Annotated in this window: 13 protein-coding genes, 2 tRNA genes and 1 pseudogene; 3 read left to right on the forward strand and 13 right to left on the reverse strand. The window is 72.9% G+C overall.

The annotated features are described in order from the left end of the window. Nucleotides 1–15 precede the first annotated feature (15 nt). Nucleotides 16–783: a DUF5324 family protein gene (locus ACIP9H_RS26880; RefSeq protein WP_401588300.1), complete on the forward strand. Its 768-nt coding sequence runs from the start codon at nt 16–18 to the stop codon at nt 781–783. A gap of 124 nt (nt 784–907) precedes the next feature. On the opposite strand, the gene ACIP9H_RS26885 is transcribed toward ACIP9H_RS26880, so the two are convergent. The 4 genes from ACIP9H_RS26885 to ACIP9H_RS26900 form a co-directional block, all read right to left on the reverse strand. Beyond that, the gene (locus tag ACIP9H_RS26885) at nt 908–2,503 is read right to left on the reverse strand and encodes an MFS transporter (RefSeq protein ID WP_401961230.1); all 1,596 of its coding nucleotides are present in this window, start codon (nt 2,501–2,503) and stop codon (nt 908–910) included. Nucleotides 2,504–2,559: 56 nt separating this feature from the next. After that, a complete protein-coding gene (locus tag ACIP9H_RS26890) occupies nt 2,560–5,874 on the reverse strand; it encodes a BTAD domain-containing putative transcriptional regulator (protein ID WP_401961233.1) in 3,315 nt (1,104 codons plus the stop codon). 35 nt (nt 5,875–5,909) lie between these two features. Continuing rightward, nucleotides 5,910–6,284 (reverse strand): VOC family protein, encoded by a 375-nt coding sequence (locus ACIP9H_RS26895; RefSeq protein WP_401588292.1) that lies wholly within the window; start codon nt 6,282–6,284, stop codon nt 5,910–5,912. Nucleotides 6,285–6,384: 100 nt separating this feature from the next. Next, nucleotides 6,385–6,457 (reverse strand) — tRNA-Ala (locus ACIP9H_RS26900). Nucleotides 6,458–6,566: 109 nt separating this feature from the next. Here ACIP9H_RS26900 and ACIP9H_RS26905 point away from each other — a divergent pair. Together ACIP9H_RS26905 and ACIP9H_RS26910 are read left to right on the forward strand one after the other, a co-directional pair. After that, a complete protein-coding gene (locus tag ACIP9H_RS26905; RefSeq protein ID WP_401588045.1) occupies nt 6,567–7,145 on the forward strand; it encodes a helix-turn-helix domain-containing protein in 579 nt (192 codons plus the stop codon). Further along, on the forward strand, nt 7,138–8,253 hold the full coding sequence (locus ACIP9H_RS26910) for a serine/threonine-protein kinase (protein WP_401961237.1): 1,116 nt from the start codon (nt 7,138–7,140) through the stop codon (nt 8,251–8,253). The genes ACIP9H_RS26905 and ACIP9H_RS26910 overlap by 8 nt, the downstream gene beginning before the upstream one ends. A 12-nt stretch (nt 8,254–8,265) precedes the next feature. Here ACIP9H_RS26910 and ACIP9H_RS26915 read toward each other — a convergent pair whose 3' ends face one another. The 9 genes and pseudogenes from ACIP9H_RS26915 to ACIP9H_RS26955 all read right to left on the reverse strand — a co-directional run. Further along, nucleotides 8,266–9,492, reverse strand: coding sequence for a hypothetical protein (locus ACIP9H_RS26915; RefSeq protein ID WP_401961240.1), 1,227 nt, complete (start codon nt 9,490–9,492; stop codon nt 8,266–8,268). A 401-nt stretch (nt 9,493–9,893) separates the two neighbouring features. Then, nucleotides 9,894–10,034, reverse strand: a complete 141-nt coding sequence (locus ACIP9H_RS26920; protein ID WP_319132034.1) for a DLW-39 family protein — start codon at nt 10,032–10,034, stop codon at nt 9,894–9,896. A 567-nt stretch (nt 10,035–10,601) separates the two neighbouring features. Continuing rightward, a tRNA-Ile gene (locus tag ACIP9H_RS26925) sits at nt 10,602–10,678 on the reverse strand. A gap of 53 nt (nt 10,679–10,731) precedes the next feature. Beyond that, nucleotides 10,732–11,430 (reverse strand): DUF3566 domain-containing protein, encoded by a 699-nt coding sequence (locus ACIP9H_RS26930; RefSeq protein WP_401588038.1) that lies wholly within the window; start codon nt 11,428–11,430, stop codon nt 10,732–10,734. Between the two features lie 6 nt (nt 11,431–11,436). Then, complete coding sequence (gyrA, locus tag ACIP9H_RS26935) at nt 11,437–14,034, reverse strand: DNA gyrase subunit A (protein WP_401588035.1); 2,598 nt, start codon at nt 14,032–14,034, stop codon at nt 11,437–11,439. A 43-nt stretch (nt 14,035–14,077) separates the two neighbouring features. Then, nucleotides 14,078–16,120: a DNA topoisomerase (ATP-hydrolyzing) subunit B gene (gene gyrB / locus ACIP9H_RS26940; RefSeq protein WP_401588032.1), complete on the reverse strand. Its 2,043-nt coding sequence runs from the start codon at nt 16,118–16,120 to the stop codon at nt 14,078–14,080. 271 nt (nt 16,121–16,391) lie between these two features. After that, nucleotides 16,392–16,928, reverse strand: a complete 537-nt coding sequence (locus tag ACIP9H_RS26945) for a DUF721 domain-containing protein (protein WP_401588030.1) — start codon at nt 16,926–16,928, stop codon at nt 16,392–16,394. Further along, the gene (gene recF / locus ACIP9H_RS26950) at nt 16,925–18,055 is read right to left on the reverse strand and encodes a DNA replication/repair protein RecF (RefSeq protein WP_401961243.1); all 1,131 of its coding nucleotides are present in this window, start codon (nt 18,053–18,055) and stop codon (nt 16,925–16,927) included. The genes ACIP9H_RS26945 and recF overlap by 4 nt, the downstream gene beginning before the upstream one ends. A gap of 66 nt (nt 18,056–18,121) precedes the next feature. Next, nucleotides 18,122–18,262 (reverse strand): annotated as a pseudogene (locus tag ACIP9H_RS26955) (6-phosphogluconate dehydrogenase); the annotation flags it as partial.

An 18,262-nucleotide genomic window follows, 5' to 3' on the forward strand; every position in this document is an offset into this window, starting at 1 on the left:
GAGGAGGAGGTTCTCGTGACCCGCATCGACAGCGTGCGCGACGCAGCCGGAAGGACGAAGGACAGCGTGCGGCACGCCGCGGACGCGGTGGCGCCGTACGCCGGCACAGCGAAGGGCAGCGCCGCGCACTACGCGGACGAGGCGCGGCTGTACCTGGCACCCAGGGTGTCGTCGGCCGCCCTGCAGGCCCGCGACGCGGCCCGTGTGCAGTACGACGCCTACCTGGCGTCGCGCGTCGACCAGGCCCTGGCGGCGGTGCCACCGGGAGTGCAGCAGGCCGTCGGCACCGCCGCCCAGCGGACCCGCAGGACGGCCCGGCAGGCGGCGGACTACACCGGCCCGCGCGTGGAGCAGGCCGTCAGCACCGTCCGCTCGGTCGCCCAGCCGGCCGCCGAGGAGGCGGCGGTCCGGGCGGCCGCCGCGGTCGCCGCCCTGCGCAGCCATGTCACGGCCGCCGACATCCGCAAACTGGAGCGCCGCCGCGTGCGGCGTGCCCGTTCCGGGCGCTTCGCCAGGACCTTCCTGCTGGTGGGCCTGGTCGCGGGCGGCGGATTCGCGGCCTGGAAGTGGTGGAGCAGGCAGACCAACCCCGACTGGCTGGTGGAGCCCGCGCCGGCCACCGAGGTCGCCGACCGCGCCTCGCTCAACGGCGGGGTCGGCTCCGACGCCGCCTTCGGGAAGGTCGACGGCTCCCCCGTCGACGCCCTCGACCCCGAGGTGCAGGCCAAGCAGGCCGAGGCCGACTCGAAGGACCGCCCCGGCAACGGGGAGACGTATCCCTGAGGCGGGGCCCGGGCAGCGGCGGCGGTGCGGTGCCGGCACCACCGCCGCGTGACGTCGTCATGACGCGGGAGGGCGGCGGACCCTGTGGTCCGCCGCCCTCCCGCTGTGCGTACGGGGGCTCATCTCACCGCTGCGCGGGCACGGGCAGGTCCTCCCCCTCCTCCGGCTCCGCCTCGGGGTCGGCGATCTCCGCGGGCACCCCTCGCAGGGCCCAGCGGGCCGCGACGGCGCCGCAGGCGATGAGCACCGCACCGGCCAGCGTCGTGACCTGGATGCTGTGGCAGAACGCGTCCCTGGCGGTCTCCGTCAGCGCGGTCCCCGCCGCGCCGGGGATCCGGGCACCCGCCTCGACCGCGCCGCCCACCGATTCACGGGCGGCCCGTGCCACACCGTCGGGCAGCCCGGCGGGCAGGACCAAGGAGTCGCGGTAGACCGAGGCGAGGACGGAGCCGAGGACGGCGATGCCCAGCGAGCCGCCCATCTCCATCGCCGTCTCCGAGACGGCCGCGGCCGCGCCGGTGCGGTCCTTGGGAGCGCTCGCCAGGATCGTGTCGTTGGTGACCGAGACGATCAGGATGATCCCCATGCCGTTGACGACCAGCGGCGCCAGCAGCGCACCGTAGGACGTGCCCGGGTCGGACAGCTGCCCGAGGACCGCGGTGCTCACGGCCACCATGCCGAGGCCCAGCGCGACGACCGTGGCCCGGCCGAGACGCGGGATCAGGGCGGTGGCGAGCGGTGCGGCGAACGCCGCGGCGAGCGGGCCGGGCAGCAGGGCGAGGCCAGCGGTGAACGGCGACCAGCCGCGGACGGTCTGGAAGTACATCGCGAAGGCCAGCGACAGCGTGGACGAGGCGAAGATCATCACCAGGTTGGCACCGACCGCACCGCTGAAGGCGGGGTTGCGGAACAGCCGCAGGTCGATCAGCGGCTCCTCCACGCGGACCTGGCGGCGGGCGAAGAGCAGCAGGGCCGCGACCCCCACCGCCGCCGCGATCCACTCCGGCGCGTGGCCGGCGCCGTCCCGGAAGCCGGTCTTGATCGCGTAAATGGCACCCAGCACACCGACGATCGACAGGGGGACACCCGGCCAGTCCAGCCGCCCCGGACGCGGGTTGCGCGACTCGGGCAGCACCAGCACCCCGGCGACCAGGACGACGGCCATCAGCGGAACGTTGACCAGGAACACCGAACCCCACCAGAAGTGGTCCAGCAGCAGCCCGCCGACGACCGGGCCGAGGGCGAAGCTCGCCGCGCCGATGCCGCTGCTGATGCCGATCGCGGTGGTGCGCTCCTTGGGGTCGGTGAAGGCGTGGCGCAGCAGGGACAGGGTGGAGGGCACCATCATCGCGCCGGCCACGCCCAGCAGGGCCCGCCCGGCGATGAGCAGCTGCGGGTCGGGGGCGTACGCGGTGAGCAGCGAGGCACCGCCGAAGGCGGCGGCGCCCAGCAGCATCAGGCGCTTGCGGCCGAGGCGGTCGCCGAGGTTGCCCATGACGACCAGGAGGCTGCCCATCGCGAAGCCGTAGACGTCGGAGATCCACAGGATCTGGGTGCCGCTCGGGTGCATGTCCCTGAGCAGGGACGGGATGGCGTAGTTGAGGACGCTGTTGTCGATGCCGAGGAGCATGGCGGCCAGGCAGCAGACGGCCAGTGCGGCCCACCGGTGGCGGGCGGGGCCCGGGGCCCGCGGGGTCGGGGTGGTGTGTGTCGTCGTCATGGGGGCAACGGTGGCCGGGCGCACTGACCGGCCGCGTACCGCGCGCTGACCGGCGGTCAGGCGCCGGCGTCCTGCCCGGTCAGCGTCATCAGGGCCCGGTCCACGGGGAGCCGGGCACCGCGTGCGTAGGCCGCCTCGTACGCGGGGGAGTCCAGGGCGGCCCGCACGGCGGCGTCGGTGCGGTCGGCATCGGGGAGCGCGGGCACCGACGGGCCGCGCAGGGCGCTGGCGATGCCGAGGCGTTCGGCGGCCGCGGCGGGGTCGCCCTCGGCGAGCGAGAGCTCGGCCTGGGCCGCGGCGAGGGCCGCCGCCAGGGGCAGGTTCCGGGCGCCGTGCGCGGGGTCGGCGGCCAGGAATCGGGCGCGGGCCTGCTCGGGACGGCCTTCCGCCAGGGCGATCCGGCCCAGGGCGATGAGTGCCTCGGTGCGGGCGCCTTCGCCGGTGTACCAGCCGGTGAGGCACTCGGACAGGGCCAGCTCGCACAGCCGGCGCGCCTCGGCGAGGTCGCCCTCCAGCCGCGCGCACTCGCCCAGGCCGAGATGGGCGCCGGCGAGCAGCTCCCGGGCGCCGGACCTGCGGGCGAGCTCCAGGCACGCGGTGAAATCGGCCCGTGCCCGGTCGGTACGGCCTGCGTGGACGGCGCTCTTGCCGCGCTCGCCGAGCAGTTCGGCCACGTTCTCCGTGGCGCCGAGTTCCCGCGCGACGGCCAGCGCCTCGTCCACGAGCCGCAGGGCGCGCGGCTGGTCACCGCGGGCCCCGGAGAGCCAGGCCAGCTGGGTCAGGGCCATGGTGCTGCCCCACCGGTCGCCGAGCGTGCGGAAGGCCGCGAGCGCGGCGGTGAACTCCGCCTCTCCCGCGTCGATGTCGCCCTCCGCCATCCACAGCTGGAACCCCGAGCCGATGTGCATGAGCGCGGTCTGCCAGGGGTCCTCGGCCTGTCCCGCCAGCTCCCGCCGGTACACCGCGTACGTCTCGGTGTCGGGGACGCCGGAGAAGGGCGCCCACAGCAGGTTGAGCACGGGGAACCGGCGCGGCAGGCCGCCGAGCCGGCGGACGACCTCGGCCACGGAGGCGAAGTGCGCGGCCAGTTCGCCCTGGTCCGCGGTGGCGGCCGCGGCCGTCATGACGCACAGGGCGTACTCCTCGTCCAGCCCCTCCGGCGGGCCCGTCCCGGTCGCCCGGAGCAGTTCGGCCGCGGGCTGGGCGCCTTCGTACCGCATGCCGCGGAGCATCCAGTAGGTGCACAGGGAGGCGAGCAGCCGCAGGGCGGCGGCGGTGTCGCCCGCGGCGACCGCGCCGCGCAGGGCGGAGTGCAGGTTGTCGTGGTCGGCGGCCAGGCGGCCCAGCCAGTCGAGCTGTTCCGCGCGCCGCAGATGGGGGTCGGCGGTCAGTGCCAGGCCGAGGAAGTACGCGGCGTGCGCGCGGCGCAGCGGCTCGCTCTCCCCGGCCTCCGCCGCACGGTCGGCGGCGTAGGCGCGGATGGTCTGGAGCAGCCGGTAGCGCGTCCCGTGGGCGCCGCCGCCCTCGGGCCGGTGGACGACGACCAGTGACTTGTCGGCGAGCGAGGCGAGCAGATCGAGTACGTCGGCGGCGTCGATCGCGGGGGCGCCCTGCGCCGGGTCCGCCGGTCCGGCGCAGACCGCCTCGGCGGCGGCGAGGGTCCAGCCGCCGGCGAAGGCGGACGTCCGGCGCAGGACGGTCCGTTCCTCCTCGGACAGCAGCTCCCAGCTCCAGTCGACGACGCCGCGCAGGGTGCGCTGGCGCGGGGTCGCGGTACGGCTGCCGCGGGACAGCAGCCGGAAGCGGTCCCCCGCGCCGGCGGCCCCCGGGAGGGCGTCGAGCCGGTCGGCGATCTCGGCGGCGGACAACGAGCGCAGCCGGGCGGCCGCCAGCTCGATGGCGAGCGGAATGCCGTCCAGGGCCCGGCAGATGCGGGCGGCGGCCCCGGGGTCCGGCAGGCTCTCGGCGGATCCGGCCGCCGCGGCCCGGTCGGCGAGCAGCCGGACCGCGGGGGAGGCGAGCACGGCGGCGTCGTCCGCGTCCTCCTCGGGCAGCGGGAGCGGCGCGAGCGGCGACAGGGCCTCCCCGGTGATCCCCAGCGCCTCCCGGCTGGTCGCCAGGACGCGCAGGCCGGCACAGCCGGACAGCAGACCGTGGGTGAGGCGTGCCACGTCCTCGACGAGGTGCTCGCAGTTGTCCAGCACCAGCAGCAGCTCGCGATCGGTGAGCGCCGCCGTGAGCCGTGCGAGGGGGCCGGGCGCCGCCGCCTCCCGGCCGGCGGAGGACAGCGGGCCCGCCTCGCGCAGCCCCAGCGCACCGGCGACCGCCTGCGGCACGGCCGAGCCGTGGGTCAGTCCGGACAGGTCGACGAAGCACGCCTCCCCGGCGTACCGGCCCGCCGCCTCGACGGCGAGCCGGGTCTTGCCCGCGCCGCCCGGCCCGACCAGGGTGACCAGCCGCGCATCGGCCAGCAGCGACCCGATCCGCCGCAGCTCCTCCTCCCGTCCCACGAAGCTGGTGAGCTGGGCCGGCAGCGTGTGCCGCGGCGGCAGGGCGGACGGCGCAGACGACGCGGACGATGTTTCACGTGAAACACCCGAAGCACGGGAAACGGGCATCGCGACAACGGCCGGTCCCGCGTCGCCGCGCAGCACGGCCAGATGCGCCTCGGCGAGTTCCGGGCCGGGGTCGGCACCCAGGGAGTCGGCGAGCTCACGCCGGGCGTCCTCGTACACCGCCAGTGCCTCCGACTGGCGTCCGCAGCTGTACAGCGCCCGCATCAGCTGGGCCCGCAGCCGCTCGCGGAGCGGATACGCCGCGACCAGTTCCCGCAGCTCGGCCGCCAGCTCGCCGTGCCGGTGCGGGTCGAGCAGGAGGTCCGCGGCGATCCGGTCCTCCAGGGCCGCGACACGCAGCTCTTCCAGACGCGTGATCTGCGGCCCGGCGAAGGGCGCGTCGCCCACGTCCGACAGCGCGGACCCCCGCCACAGCCCGAGCGCCTCACGGAGCAGCCCGGCCGCCCGGGCGGCCTCCCCGTCGGCCAGCGCCCCGCGGCCCTCGGCGGCCAGCCGCTCAAAACAATGGACGTCGACCTCGTCCCGGGACACGGCGAGCCGGTATCCACCGGGATGGCTCTCAAGGGGCGCTCCGATCGCGGAGCGCAGCCGCGAGACCTGCGACTGGAGCGCGTTGCCCACGCCGGCCGGCGGCTCCTCGCCGTACAGGCCGTCGATCAGGCGCTCGGTGCCGACGATCCGCCCGGCGTCCAGCAGCAGCATCGCGAGCAGCGCACGACGCCCGGGCCCGCCCGCCGCAGCGGTCTGTCCGTCGGGCCGCAGCGCCCGCGTCTCCCCCAGAATCCCGAACCGCACGCCGCCGATTCTGCCGCACCGTCCCCCCGGACGGTCTAGTCCTCCTGGAGCACGGCGAGGACATTGCCCGCCGGATCGGTGAACCAGGCGATCGGCGGACCGCCGGTGCCGCGGGCGATGCCCTTTTCGTCGTGCTCGATGCCGGGGTAGCGCTGGAAGGCGACGCCGCGCCGGACCAGTCCGTCCACCGCCCGGTCGATGTCGTCGACAGGGAAGTTCAGGACGGTGAACGACGCCGGGGTGTGGTCCGGCTTCGGATACACCAGCACCCGGGTGCCGCCCTCGATCCGCAGGGTTAGCAGTCCGTGCTCCTCGCAGACATCCAGCCCCAGCGTCTTCCCGTAGAACTCCGCGGCCCTGCCGATGTCGTCCACGGCGAAGCCGCTGAACGCCCTCGTTTTTCCGAACATGGCTCCAGCATGCCGAAGCGCCGGACGGGCCGCCCTCCGAACGGCGGCGGAAACACGACGGGCCGGGACCTCGATGAGGTTCCGGCCCGGTCGGGAGGTGTGGAGCCTAGGGGAGTCGAACCCCTGACATCCGCCATGCAAAGACGGCGCTCTACCAACTGAGCTAAGGCCCCGTGCCGCAGACCAGCGTACCGGCTGCCGCGACGATCACCGACCGAGTATCCGTGTCCGTAGGATGACGGGCAAGTTCGCGGCCGCAAAGGTCACCCGTCAGGAGCCCGCATGGACATCTCCCCGCAGGATGCCACCGCACGCGCCCGGGAGATGCAGCGCACCTGGTACGGCGAACCGCTCGGGGCGCTCTTCCGGCGGCTGATGGCCGATCTGGGGCTCAACCAGGCCCGGCTGGCCGGGGTCCTGGGCCTGTCGGCACCGATGCTGTCGCAGCTGATGAGCGGGCAGCGGGCCAAGATCGGCAATCCGTCGGTCGTCCAGCGGCTCCAGGCGCTGCGCGAACTCGGCGCGGAGGCCGCCGGGGGGACCGTCACCGCCGACGAGGCGGCCGGCCGGATGGAGGAGATCCGGCGGTCCGAGGGCTCCCCGGTCCTCGGGACGACGCAGAGTTCGACCGGCGGGCAGCACCTGCCGCCCGCCCGCCGCGTGGTCCACGAGTTGCGCACGCTGCTGCGCGCCACGGCGCCGCCCGCCGAGATCGCCGCGGCCGCCGACGCCCTCGCCCCGGCCCACCCCCAACTGGCAGAGTTCCTCCGTGTGTACGGCGCCGGGCCCGCCGAGGACGCGGTCCTGCACTACGAGGCGCACCAGCAGCGGGACCAGGGGGCGGACGCCGGACATGGGTGAGGTCTTCGCGGGCCGGTACGAACTGGTCGACCCGGTCGGGCGCGGCGGTTCGGGTGCGGTGTGGCGGGCCTGGGACCGGCGGCGCGGCCGCTATGTGGCGGCCAAGGTCTTCCAGCAGAGCGACGCCCACGCGCTGCTGCGCTTCGTCCGCGAACAGGCCCTGCGCATCGACCACCCGCACGTCCTCGCCCCCACGAGCTGGGCGGCCGACGACGACAAGGTGCTGTTCACCATGGACCTGGTGCGCGGCGGTTCGCTGGCGCACCTCATCGGCGACTACGGCCCGCTGCCCCCGCGCTATGTGTGCGCCCTGCTCGACCAGTTGCTGTCCGGGCTGACCGCGGTGCACGCCGAGGGCGTGGTGCACCGCGACATCAAACCGGCGAACCTCCTCATGGAGGCGACCGGCACCGGCCGCCCGCATCTGCGGCTGTCGGACTTCGGCATCGCCATGCGCAAGGGCGAACCCCGCCTGACCGCCGCCGACTACGTGGTCGGCACGCCCGGTTACTTCGCGCCCGAGCAGATGATGGGCGCCGACCCGGACTTTCCCGCCGACCTGTACGCCGCCGGGCTGGTCGCGCTGTACCTGCTGTGCGGCGCCAAGCCGGACGCCGAGGCGATCGTCACCCAGTACACCCACGGGATGCCGCGGGCGCCGCTCGGAGTCCCGGGCCCGTTGTGGGAGGTCGTCGGGACGCTGCTGCAGCCCGACCCCGAGGCCCGTTTCCGCACCGCGTCCGGCGCCCGCAAGGCGCTGGCCGCCGCCGTGGACCTGCTGCCCGCGACGGAGCCCGGCGAGGAACCGGTCGAGGTCTTCGACCAGATCGGCCCGCTGCCCGGGGGCTTCACCCCGGACGGCCCGGAGCACCCGGCGCCGGCCACCGAAGACACCGAGGACACCGGCAGTTTCCGGCTGCCGCCTCCGCTGCCGCCGACCCGGCCCCCGGTCACCCCGGCGCCCACCCGCCCGTACACGGCGTCCCCCGCCGTACCGGCCGTCGCGGTCGGGCGTCCCGGCCCCACCGCCCGGGTGGTCGTGCCCGTACTGCTGGTGGCGGCGCTGTGCTTCGCCTTCGGCATCTGGGCGGTGGCGGCCTCCTCCTGAGGCCGCGCCAGGTCACCCTGCGGCGCGCCGCCGGGCGGAGGCCGCCCACACCGCCAGGGACAGCAGCAGTACGGTCCCGGTCCCCAGCGAGGCGAACCCGGCCAGCCGCAGGGCGGATTCGCCCCCGGAGCCGTCCTCCCCGGGCAGGCCGAGGTCGGCGGTGGGGTCGCCGTCGTACCGCGGAGCGGCCCGCGCCTCGCCCTCCAGGCCGATCCGCAGCGTGACGGGAAGGGCGCCCCGTACCAGCCCCGCGACGTCCCGGTGGACGGTGACCGCCACGTAGTACGGGCCCGCGAAGCGCGCCGCAGAGACCTTGTCCAGGGACTCCCATCGGTTGGCGTAGGCGACCGTCCCGGTGGTCGCCGTGACGGAGGTCTGCCGCCCGGAGTACGAGCCGGTGGCGCCGGTGACAAATCCCCAGCGCGGGTTGTAGACCTCCAGGCGCACCCCCGAGACCGCGAAGCCCCCGGTACCGGTGACCGGCGCGTTGGCGAACTCGGCGTCGATCCATGCCTGCCGCCCCCAGTCCACGGGCACCTCGTAGAAGCAGGTCTGCCCCGGCCGCACCCGGTCCTTCCACACGCCCGCGCCGAGCCGCGCCGCCCCCGCGAAGTCGGTGCCGCCCGCGGTCCCGCGCGCGGTGCCGGCCGCGGGCGCGGGGGTCTGCGTACCCGCGCTCGCGGCGGGCCCGGGCGTGGCACCGGGGAGGAGCGCGGGCTCGGTCGTAAGGCGGATCTGCAGCGGCCACGGCGCCCGGTCCGAGGTGCCCGCGAACTTGCGGGTCACGGACAGGATGTAGGCGTGCGCCTGCTGGCACGGCTCGTCCGCACCGATCGTGCGCGTGACCCAGGTGCCCAGCGGCCGGGCGGCGCCGTCGCCGGAGAAGGTGCGGTAGGCGCTGTCGCAGCGGGTCCCGTCGGTGCTCTCCAGGCTCAGGTCGACACCGTCCCCGAACGCCACCTCGCTGCCCGGCCGGGGGAGCGCGAAGACGGCGAGGTAGGCCGAGCTCGTGGCGTCGAGCTGGACGGCGTAGCGCCGCGCGTCCTCGCCCGGGGGCAGCGTGTCCCGGTAGAGCACGCCGGCCGTGAGCCCGGGGGCGTCGGCCGTGCTCGGCTCGCCCCGTACGGCCTCGCCCCGCGGCTGCCATGACGGCGCGGCGGTGTCGGCGAAGGCCGCCGCCGCGGGGCCGGCCGGCAGCAGGAGCGCGGCCACCAGGACCGCCACCGCCTTGCGGATCACGCCGGGTCCCTCCGCCGCCCGCCCGGTGCGGCCGGCGTCGCACCGGTGCCGGTGCGCTGACCGGGCGTCAGGCCGGACACCGTCCGCGCCAACTGCCGTACGGGCGCTGCCGCGTCGTATGAGCCGTCGCCGGGGCCGGGGCCCGCGGTGGTGTCCCGCCGGGCCCGTGCGCCCCCCACAGCGGCTCCCAGGGCCGTCCTGCCCCGGGAGCAGCGGCCGCCCAGCCGCGGCCGTTCTCGTCCCATGTGCCGTTCCCCCTCGCACATCGTCGGCTGCGGCGACGCTATTGATTTGCGAGAGCAAATACAAGGGGATCCCGTCACGGTCGCACAACGGCGAAGCCCCGGCCACACCGTGGCCGGGGCTTCGGGAATCCTTGTGTGACGCGGGCCTTGCCCGCCTCAGACGCTCGCGCCGGAACCGGCGGGAACGGAGTCGGTCGCCTCCGTCCACAGGTCCTGCTCGGCGCGGTCCGCCTGGATCTGGCGGTACACGAGAAGACCGCCGATGGCGGCCAGTGCGACCAGGAGCAACTTCTTCACCGCGCGACCTCGTCCTTCTTGCGTGGGGGTCCTCCGACCAGCCCGACTATACACACCGGTCGATATCGAACGGTGATCTGTCTATCCACCCCAACGGTAGTACGCGAGGTGAGGAAACGGTCCGTCCGAATGAAAGCCGGACCCCGCCCAGGTCATCGGGAGCGGCCTTCCCGCCGGTGGGACGCCGTCCTTGCCGGGGCGGTTCCACGGGAAACCGGCGCCGTCGGCCCGGACCGCGCCGCGGCGGACGCAACAGGGCCCGCTTGACGAGCGGTTGGACGGCGCCGCGAAGTCGTCCGGCGAGCCGCCCGGCGGTGGAGACGTCACCGGCCGGGGAGACGCGCAGGCATCCTCAGCTCCGCCACCGCAGGGCCCACGCCGCCGGGACGTGCCCGGTGCGCACGTACAGCGTCAGGCGGGCGTCGTCGCCAGGACCGGCGCGACCAGCCCGGCTCCGGCCACCTGACCGCGAGCCGTCCGCCAGGAGGCCAGGAGGCCGGCGGGAATCCGGGGAACGGGCCCGGAAATGCCGAAGGGCCCCGGGAAATTTCCCGGGGCCCTTCACGCTGGTGGGGCTAACAGGACTTGAACCTGTGGCCTCTTCCTTATCAGGGAAGCGCTCTAACCGTCTGAGCTATAGCCCCGCGCTGCGTCGCGTTGAAAGATTAGCGCACACGGGGCCATGTCCCAAAATCGGTTACTCGTCCTCCGCCAGGGTCAGCTCGACGCCGCCGACCAGGCCCGCCGACATGTTGTAGATGAAGGCGCCCAGCGTGGCCAGGGCGGTGGCCAGCACGACGTCGATGACGGCGATGACCGAGGTGAAGGTCAGCACGCGCGACAGCGACAGGAACGACACCAGGTCGAAGCCGCCGTCCGAGCCGGACGAGGTGGCCTCGCTGAGGGTCCCGCCGACCGTGCTGAAGACGCCGATGGTGTCGAGCACCATCCACAGCACGGCGACCGCCACGATCGTGCAGACACCCAGGGCGATGGAGAGCAGGAAGCTGACCTTCATCACCGACCACGGGTCGGCCTTGGCCACCCGCAGCCGTGCCTTGCGGGTCCGCGGGACCTGCCGGGCCGCCGGACGCGGCTGGCGGACGCCGGCGGTGGCCGGAGGGCCTGCCGGGGGCGCGTACGCCTGCGGCGGCTGGTGCGGGCCCTGGGGGGCCTGCTCGACGGCGCCGGGCACGGCCCCGTAGGTCTGCGTCTGCTGTCGCACCGCGTGCTGGTGGTGCGGCGGACGGGTGTCAGTCACGGTGGTTCCCCCCTGATGCGGGCCGCTGTCCGTACGTGAGCCAGGGGCACCACCGATCGCGTCCGGAGCCGCAGCCGGCATCGGCTGCGCCCCTTCCGCTCCCGTCCCACCCGCGGCGCCCTCGGCTCCACTCACGGCTACTTACTCCTCCGACTCGGCAGCCGCGGGCTGCTCGCCCTCGGCCTCTTCGGCGGCGACGACCTCTTCGGCCTCCGCCCCCGCCTCGGCATTGCGCGCGATGCCCACAACGGCATCCTTCTTGCCGAGATTGATCAGCTGGACGCCCATGGTGTCACGCCCGGTCTCGCGGATCTCGTTGACGCGGGTGCGGATCACTCCGCCGCCGAGTGTGATGGCAAGGATCTCATCCGTTTCCTCGACCACCAGCGCCCCGACCAGTGAACCCCGGTCCTCGACGATCTTCGCCGCCTTGATGCCGAGTCCGCCGCGGCCCTGGACCCGGTACTCGTCCACACTGGTCCGCTTGGCGTACCCGCCATCAGTGGCGGTGAAGACGAACGTACCCGGTCGGACGACATTCATCGAGAGCAGTTCGTCCCCTTCGCGGAAGCTCATGCCCTTCACGCCCGATGTGGCCCGGCCCATCGGCCGCAGCGATTCGTCCGTCGCCGTGAAGCGGATGGACTGCGCCTTGCGGCTCACCAGGAGCAGATCGTCGTCCGGTCCGACCAGTTCCGCGCCGATCAGCAGGTCCTCGCCGCCGTCCTCGGTCTCCCGGAGGTTGATCGCGATGACACCGCCGGAACGCGGCGAGTCGTAGTCCTTCAGCGGGGTCTTCTTCACCAGGCCCGAACGGGTGGCCAGCACCAGGTAGGGCGCCGCGTTGTAGTCGCGGATGGCCAGCACCTGGGCGATCTGCTCGTCCGGCTGGAAGGCCAGCAGGTTGGCGACGTGCTGCCCGCGGGCGTCGCGGCCGGCGTCCGGCAGCTCGTAGGCCTTGGCGCGGTAGACCCGGCCCTTGTTGGTGAAGAACAGCAGCCAGTGGTGCGTGGTGGTGACGAAGAAGTGGTCGACGATGTCGTCCTCCTTCAGCTTCGTGCCGCGCACCCCCTTCCCGCCGCGCTTCTGGGAGCGGTAGTCGTCGGTCTTGGTGCGCTTGACGTAGCCGCCGCGGGAGATCGTGACGACGATGTCCTCCTCGGCGATCAGGTCCTCGATGGACATGTCGCCGTCGAAGGGCACCAGTGCCGAGCGCCGGTCGTCGCCGAACTTCTCGACGATCGCCGTCAGCTCCGTGCTGATGATGCCGCGCTGCATCTCGGGCGAGGCCAGGATGCGGTTGTACTCGTTGATCTTCGCCTGGAGCTCGTCGTGCTCCTGGACGATCTTCTGCCGCTCCAGGGCCGCCAGGCGGCGGAGCTGCATCTCCAGGATCGCGTTGGCCTGGATCTCGTCGATCTCCAGCAGGCCCATCAGGCCCTCTCGCGCGACGTCGACCGTCGCGCTGCGCCGGATGAGGGCGATGACCTCGTCGATCGCGTCCAGGGCCTTCAGCAGGCCGCGCAGGATGTGGGCGCGCTCCTCGGCCTTGCGCAGCCGGAAGCGGGTCCGGCGGACGATGACCTCGATCTGGTGGGTCACCCACTGCTTGATGAACTGGTCGAGCGAGAGCGTGCGCGGCACGCCGTCGACCAGCGCCAGCATGTTGGCGCCGAAGTTCGTCTGCAGGTCCGTGTGCTTGTAGAGGTTGTTCAGCACGACCTTGGCGACGGCGTCGCGCTTCAGCACGATCACCAGGCGCTGGCCGGTGCGCGACGAGGTCTCGTCGCGGACGTCGGCGATGCCGCCGACCCGGCCGTCCTTCACCAGGTCGGCGATCTTCTGGGCCAGGTTGTCCGGGTTCACCTGGTACGGCAGCTCGGTGACGACCAGGCACTGCCGGCCCTGGATCTCCTCGACCTCGACGACCGCGCGCATCGTGATGGAGCCGCGGCCGGTGCGGTACGCCTCCTCGATGCCCCTGCGGCCGACCACGAGGGCGCCGGTCGGGAAGTCGGGGCCCTTGATGCGCTCGATGAGGGCGTCCAGCAGCTCCTCGTTCGTCGCGTCGGGGTTGGCCAGGCACCACTGGGCGCCCTCGGCGACCTCGCGCAGGTTGTGCGGCGGGATGTTGGTCGCCATGCCGACCGCGATACCGGCGGAGCCGTTGATCAGCAGGTTGGGGAAGCGCGACGGCAGGACCGTCGGCTCCTGGTTGCGGCCGTCGTAGTTGTCCTGGAAGTCGACGGTCTCCTCGTCGATGTCCCGGACCATCTCCATCGACAGCGGCGCCATCTTGCACTCGGTGTACCGCATGGCGGCCGCCGGGTCGTTGCCGGGCGAACCGAAGTTGCCGTTGCTGTCGACCAGCGGCATGCGCATCGACCACGGCTGCGCGAGGCGGACCAGCGCGTCGTAGATCGAGGAGTCGCCGTGCGGGTGGTACGTGCCCATGACGTCGCCGACGACGCGGGCGCACTTGTAGAAGCCGCGCTCGGGGCGGTAGCCGCCGTCGTACATCGCGTACAGCACGCGGCGGTGGACGGGCTTGAGTCCGTCGCGGACGTCGGGCAGCGCGCGGGAGACGATGACGGACATCGCGTAGTCGAGGTAACTGCGCTGCATCTCCGTCTCGAGGCCCACGGGCTCGATCCGCATGGTGCCCGTCGCGGCGGCGCCCTCGGGCGTGACGGGGGTGGGGGAATCCCCGCCGGAGGCAGGGGAGGTGTCGTCGGCCATTGCTGGTCAAAGTCCTTTCGAGCTGCGGCTGATGGGGGCCGACTCAGATGTCGAGGAAGCGGACATCCTTGGCGTTGCGCTGGATGAAGGAGCGCCGGGCCTCGACGTCCTCGCCCATCAGCACCGAGAAGAGGTCGTCGGCGAGGGCCGCGTCGTCCAGGGTGACCTGGCCCAGCACACGGTGGTCGACGTCCATCGTGGTGACCCGCAGCTCCTCGGCGTTCATCTCGCCGAGGCCCTTGAAGCGCTGGATCGAGTCCTCGCGCACGCGCTTGCCGTTCTGCCGCCCCAGCTCGATCAGGGCGTCGCGCTCGGAGTCGGAGTACGCGTACTCGAAGTCGTCCCGGCCCCACTTGATCTTGTAGAGCGGGGGACGGGAGAGATAGACGTGACCGGCCTCGACCAGCGGCCGCATGAAGCGGAACAGGAAGGTCAGCAGCAGGGTGTTGATGTGCTGCCCGTCGACGTCGGCGTCGGCCATCAGGATGATCTTGTGATACCTCAGCCGCGAGATGTCGAAGTCCTCGTGCACACCGGTGCCGAAGGCCGAGATGAGCGCCTGGATCTCCGTGTTCTGCAGGATCTTGTCGATCCGCGACTTCTCCACGTTGAGGATCTTGCCGCGGATCGGGAGGATCGCCTGGTACTGCGGATTGCGGCCGGACTTGGCCGAACCGCCGGCGGAGTCACCCTCGACGATGAAGATCTCGCACTTGCTCGGGTCGTTGGACTGGCAGTCGCTCAGCTTGCCCGGCAGCGACGCCGTCTCCAGCAGTCCCTTGCGGCGCGTCAGGTCGCGCGCCTTGCGGGCCGCGACGCGCGCGGTGGCCGCCTGGATCGACTTGCGGATGATGTCCGCGGCCTCGTTGGGGTTGCGGTCCAGCCAGTCCGTCAGGTGCTCGAACACGACCTTCTGGACAAAGGTCTTCGCCTCGGTGTTGCCCAGCTTGGTCTTCGTCTGGCCCTCGAACTGCGGCTCGCCGAGCTTGACCGAGATGATCGCCGTCAGACCCTCGCGGATGTCCTCGCCCGTGAGGTTGTCGTCCTTCTCGCGGAGCAGCTTCTTCTCGCGCGCGTACTTGTTGACCAGCGTGGTCAGCGCGGCGCGGAAGCCCTCCTCGTGCGTACCGCCCTCATGGGTGTGGATGGTGTTCGCGAAGCTGTAGACACCCTCGCTGTACTGGGTGTTCCACTGCATCGCCACCTCGATCGAGAGGAGGCGCTCCTTGTCCTCGGCCTCGATGTCGATCACCGAGGGGTGGACCGTCTCGCCCTTGCGCGAGTTGAGGTACTTCACGAAGTCGACGATGCCGCCCTCGTAGTGGTACGTCACCGTGCGCGGCTGGCCCTCGTTCTCCAGGTCCGCGTGCTCGGGGCGCTCGTCGGTCAGCGAGATCGTCAGGCCCTTGTTGAGGAAGGCCATCTCCTGGAAGCGCCGCGACAGCGTCTCGAAGGAGTACTCGGTGGTCTCGAAGATGTCGCCGTCGGCCCAGAACGTCACGCTCGTACCGGTCTCGGAGACCGGCTCGTTCTTCTGCAGGGGGGCGGTGGGGACACCGAGCTTGTAGTCCTGGGTCCAGCGGAAGCCCTCACGCCTGACCTCGACCGCGACCTTGTTGGACAGGGCGTTCACCACGGAGACGCCGACGCCGTGCAGACCGCCGGAGACGGCGTAGCCGCCGCCGCCGAACTTGCCGCCGGCGTGCAGCACGGTGAGCACGACCTCGACCGCGGGCTTGCCCTCGGACGGCACGATGTCCACCGGGATGCCGCGGCCGTTGTCGATCACGCGCACGCCGCCGTCGGCGAGGATCGTGACCTCGATGGTGTCCGCGTGACCGGCCAGCGCCTCGTCGACGGAGTTGTCGACGACCTCGTACACCAAGTGGTGCAGGCCGCGCTCTCCCGTCGAGCCGATGTACATGCCCGGGCGCTTGCGAACCGCGTCCAGGCCCTCGAGGACGGTGATCGCGCTGGCGTCGTACGCGCCCCCGTGCGGGGGCGCGGCGGAGCCTTCGGCTGCGGACGTATTGATCTCGTTGGGGTTGCCGGAATCGGCCACGAAGCGCCCTTTCTGGCACAGCATGAGCCGGGACCCGCGGAGCGGGAGCGGCTGCATCACTTCGACATCGATCGACGGGTCCCGCTGGGTCCCCCCGGGTGCCGGAGGCCAGGGGCGGGCGTCTTGCCACCAGTCTACCGGTAGCGCCGACATAGATGGGGCTTTGGCGGTACCTGAGTTCCCGCGTACCCGACGGAAGTGCCTCCTGCCGACTCCCTACACGCGCACCGGGTCTCAAAACCGCTCACGCGGGCGCACAGGGCTTCGACCTGATTACGCACAGCAGGTTTCCGGCCTATCCGTACGTATCGCCCGGCCCACGGCTCCCAGGAGCCCTCAGACGCCCGTACGACCGCACCGGCCCCCCCGGCCCCAGAACCTTGATCAACTTAACGGTGCCATGACCGAGATCGGCATTCAGCCTGGCCACCAGGGTCGGCGCGAGCAGCCGCAGCTGGGTCGCCCAGGCCGTGGAGTCGCATTGGACGGTGAGAACCCGCTCCTCCTCGTCGTACCGCTGCGGCTCGCAGTGCAGCGCCACGTCGGCACCGACCAATTGCGGCCAACGGCCCATCACCCCGCCCACGGCCGCCGGCGCCTCCCAGCCGCGCTCGGTGATCAGCCGGTTGATCGCCGCCCCGAGCGGCAGCGGATCGCGGCCGTCGGCCCGGGCGCCGCTGCGCAGCCCGCCGCGGCGGGCCTGCTTCTTCTGCTGGGCCGCGGCGCCCTTGGCCCGCGCCTGCTCCTTCGCCGCCCGCAGCGCCACACGCGCCAGGTCGACGCCGGACAGCGGCCTGTCCTGCGCGGGAGGTTGTGCCTGCTGCTCGCTCATACCCGCTCCACGCCGCCGTTCTCCACCGCGTAGCGGGCGCCGATCAGCACGCCCGGCACGTCGTCGTCCACAGCCGCCGTCACGAGTACCTGCTCGCCGGGGGCCACCAGTTCCGCCAGGCGGTCGCGGCGCCGGGCGTCCAGCTCCGCGAAGACGTCGTCGAGCACCAGTACGGGCTCGCCGCCGTCCGCGCACAGCAGCTCGTACGAGGCCAGCCGCAGTGCCAGGGCGTACGACCAGGACTCCCCGTGGCTGGCGTACCCCTTCGCGGGGAGCCGGCCCAGATTGAGGGACAGGTCGTCGCGGTGCGGGCCGACCAGGGTGACCCCGCGCTCGATCTCCTGCTTGCGGACCTCCCCCAGGGCCTCCAGCAGCAGTCCGTACAGCTCCTCGCGGCCGGACGCCCCCGCGATGCGCTCACCGACCGAGCTGCGGTACTCCAGCGCGACCGGGCCCCCGCCCGGTGCCAGCTGCTCGTACGCCTTGTCGGCCAGCGGCTGGAGCGCGTGCGTGAGGTCCAGGCGCTGCGCCAGCAGCTCGGCGCCGGCCCGGGCCAGATGCTGGTCCCACACGTCGAGCGTGGACAGATCGGCACCGCGGCCGCCGTGACGGCGGGCCATGGCCGCCGACTTCAGCAGGGTGTTGCGCTGCTTGAGCACGCGCTCGTAGTCGCTGCGCACACCCGCCATCCGGGGCGCGCGGGCGGTGAGCAGCTCGTCGAGGAAGCGCCGGCGCTCGCCGGGATCGCCCTTGACCAGGGCCAGGTCCTCGGGGGCGAACAGCACGGTCCTGACTATGCCCAGCAGATCGCGCGGGCGGACCTGGGAGGAGCGGTTGAGCCGGGCGCGATTGGCGCGGCCCGGGTTGATCTCCAGCTCCACCAGCTGCTGGCGGTCGCCCTGGACCACGGCCGCCCGGACGATCGCCCGGTCCGCGCCCATGCGCACCAGCGGGGCGTCACTGGCGACCCGGTGGCTGGCGAGGGTGGCCAGATAGCCGACCGCCTCGACCAGATTGGTCTTGCCCTGGCCGTTGGGGCCGACAAAAGCGGTGACGCCCGGGTCGAGCGGGACCTCGACCCGGGCGTAGGAGCGGAAGTCGGCGAGCGACAGATGCGCGACGTGCATGGCTGTGCGACGCCTCCTTCCCTCGTGGGCGCGCTGGGCACCCGGTGGACATGACCGCCGGTGCGGCTACTTCTTGGACTCGACGGCGTGGCCGCCGAACTGGTTGCGCAGCGCGGCGATCATCTTCATCTGGGGGGAGTCGTCCTGGCGCGAGGCGAAGCGCGCGAAGAGCGACGCGGTGATCGCGGGCAGCGGCACGGCGTGGTC

Source organism: Streptomyces sp. NPDC088732, assembly GCF_044751205.1.
Taxonomy (GTDB): Bacteria; Actinomycetota; Actinomycetes; order Streptomycetales; family Streptomycetaceae; genus Actinacidiphila.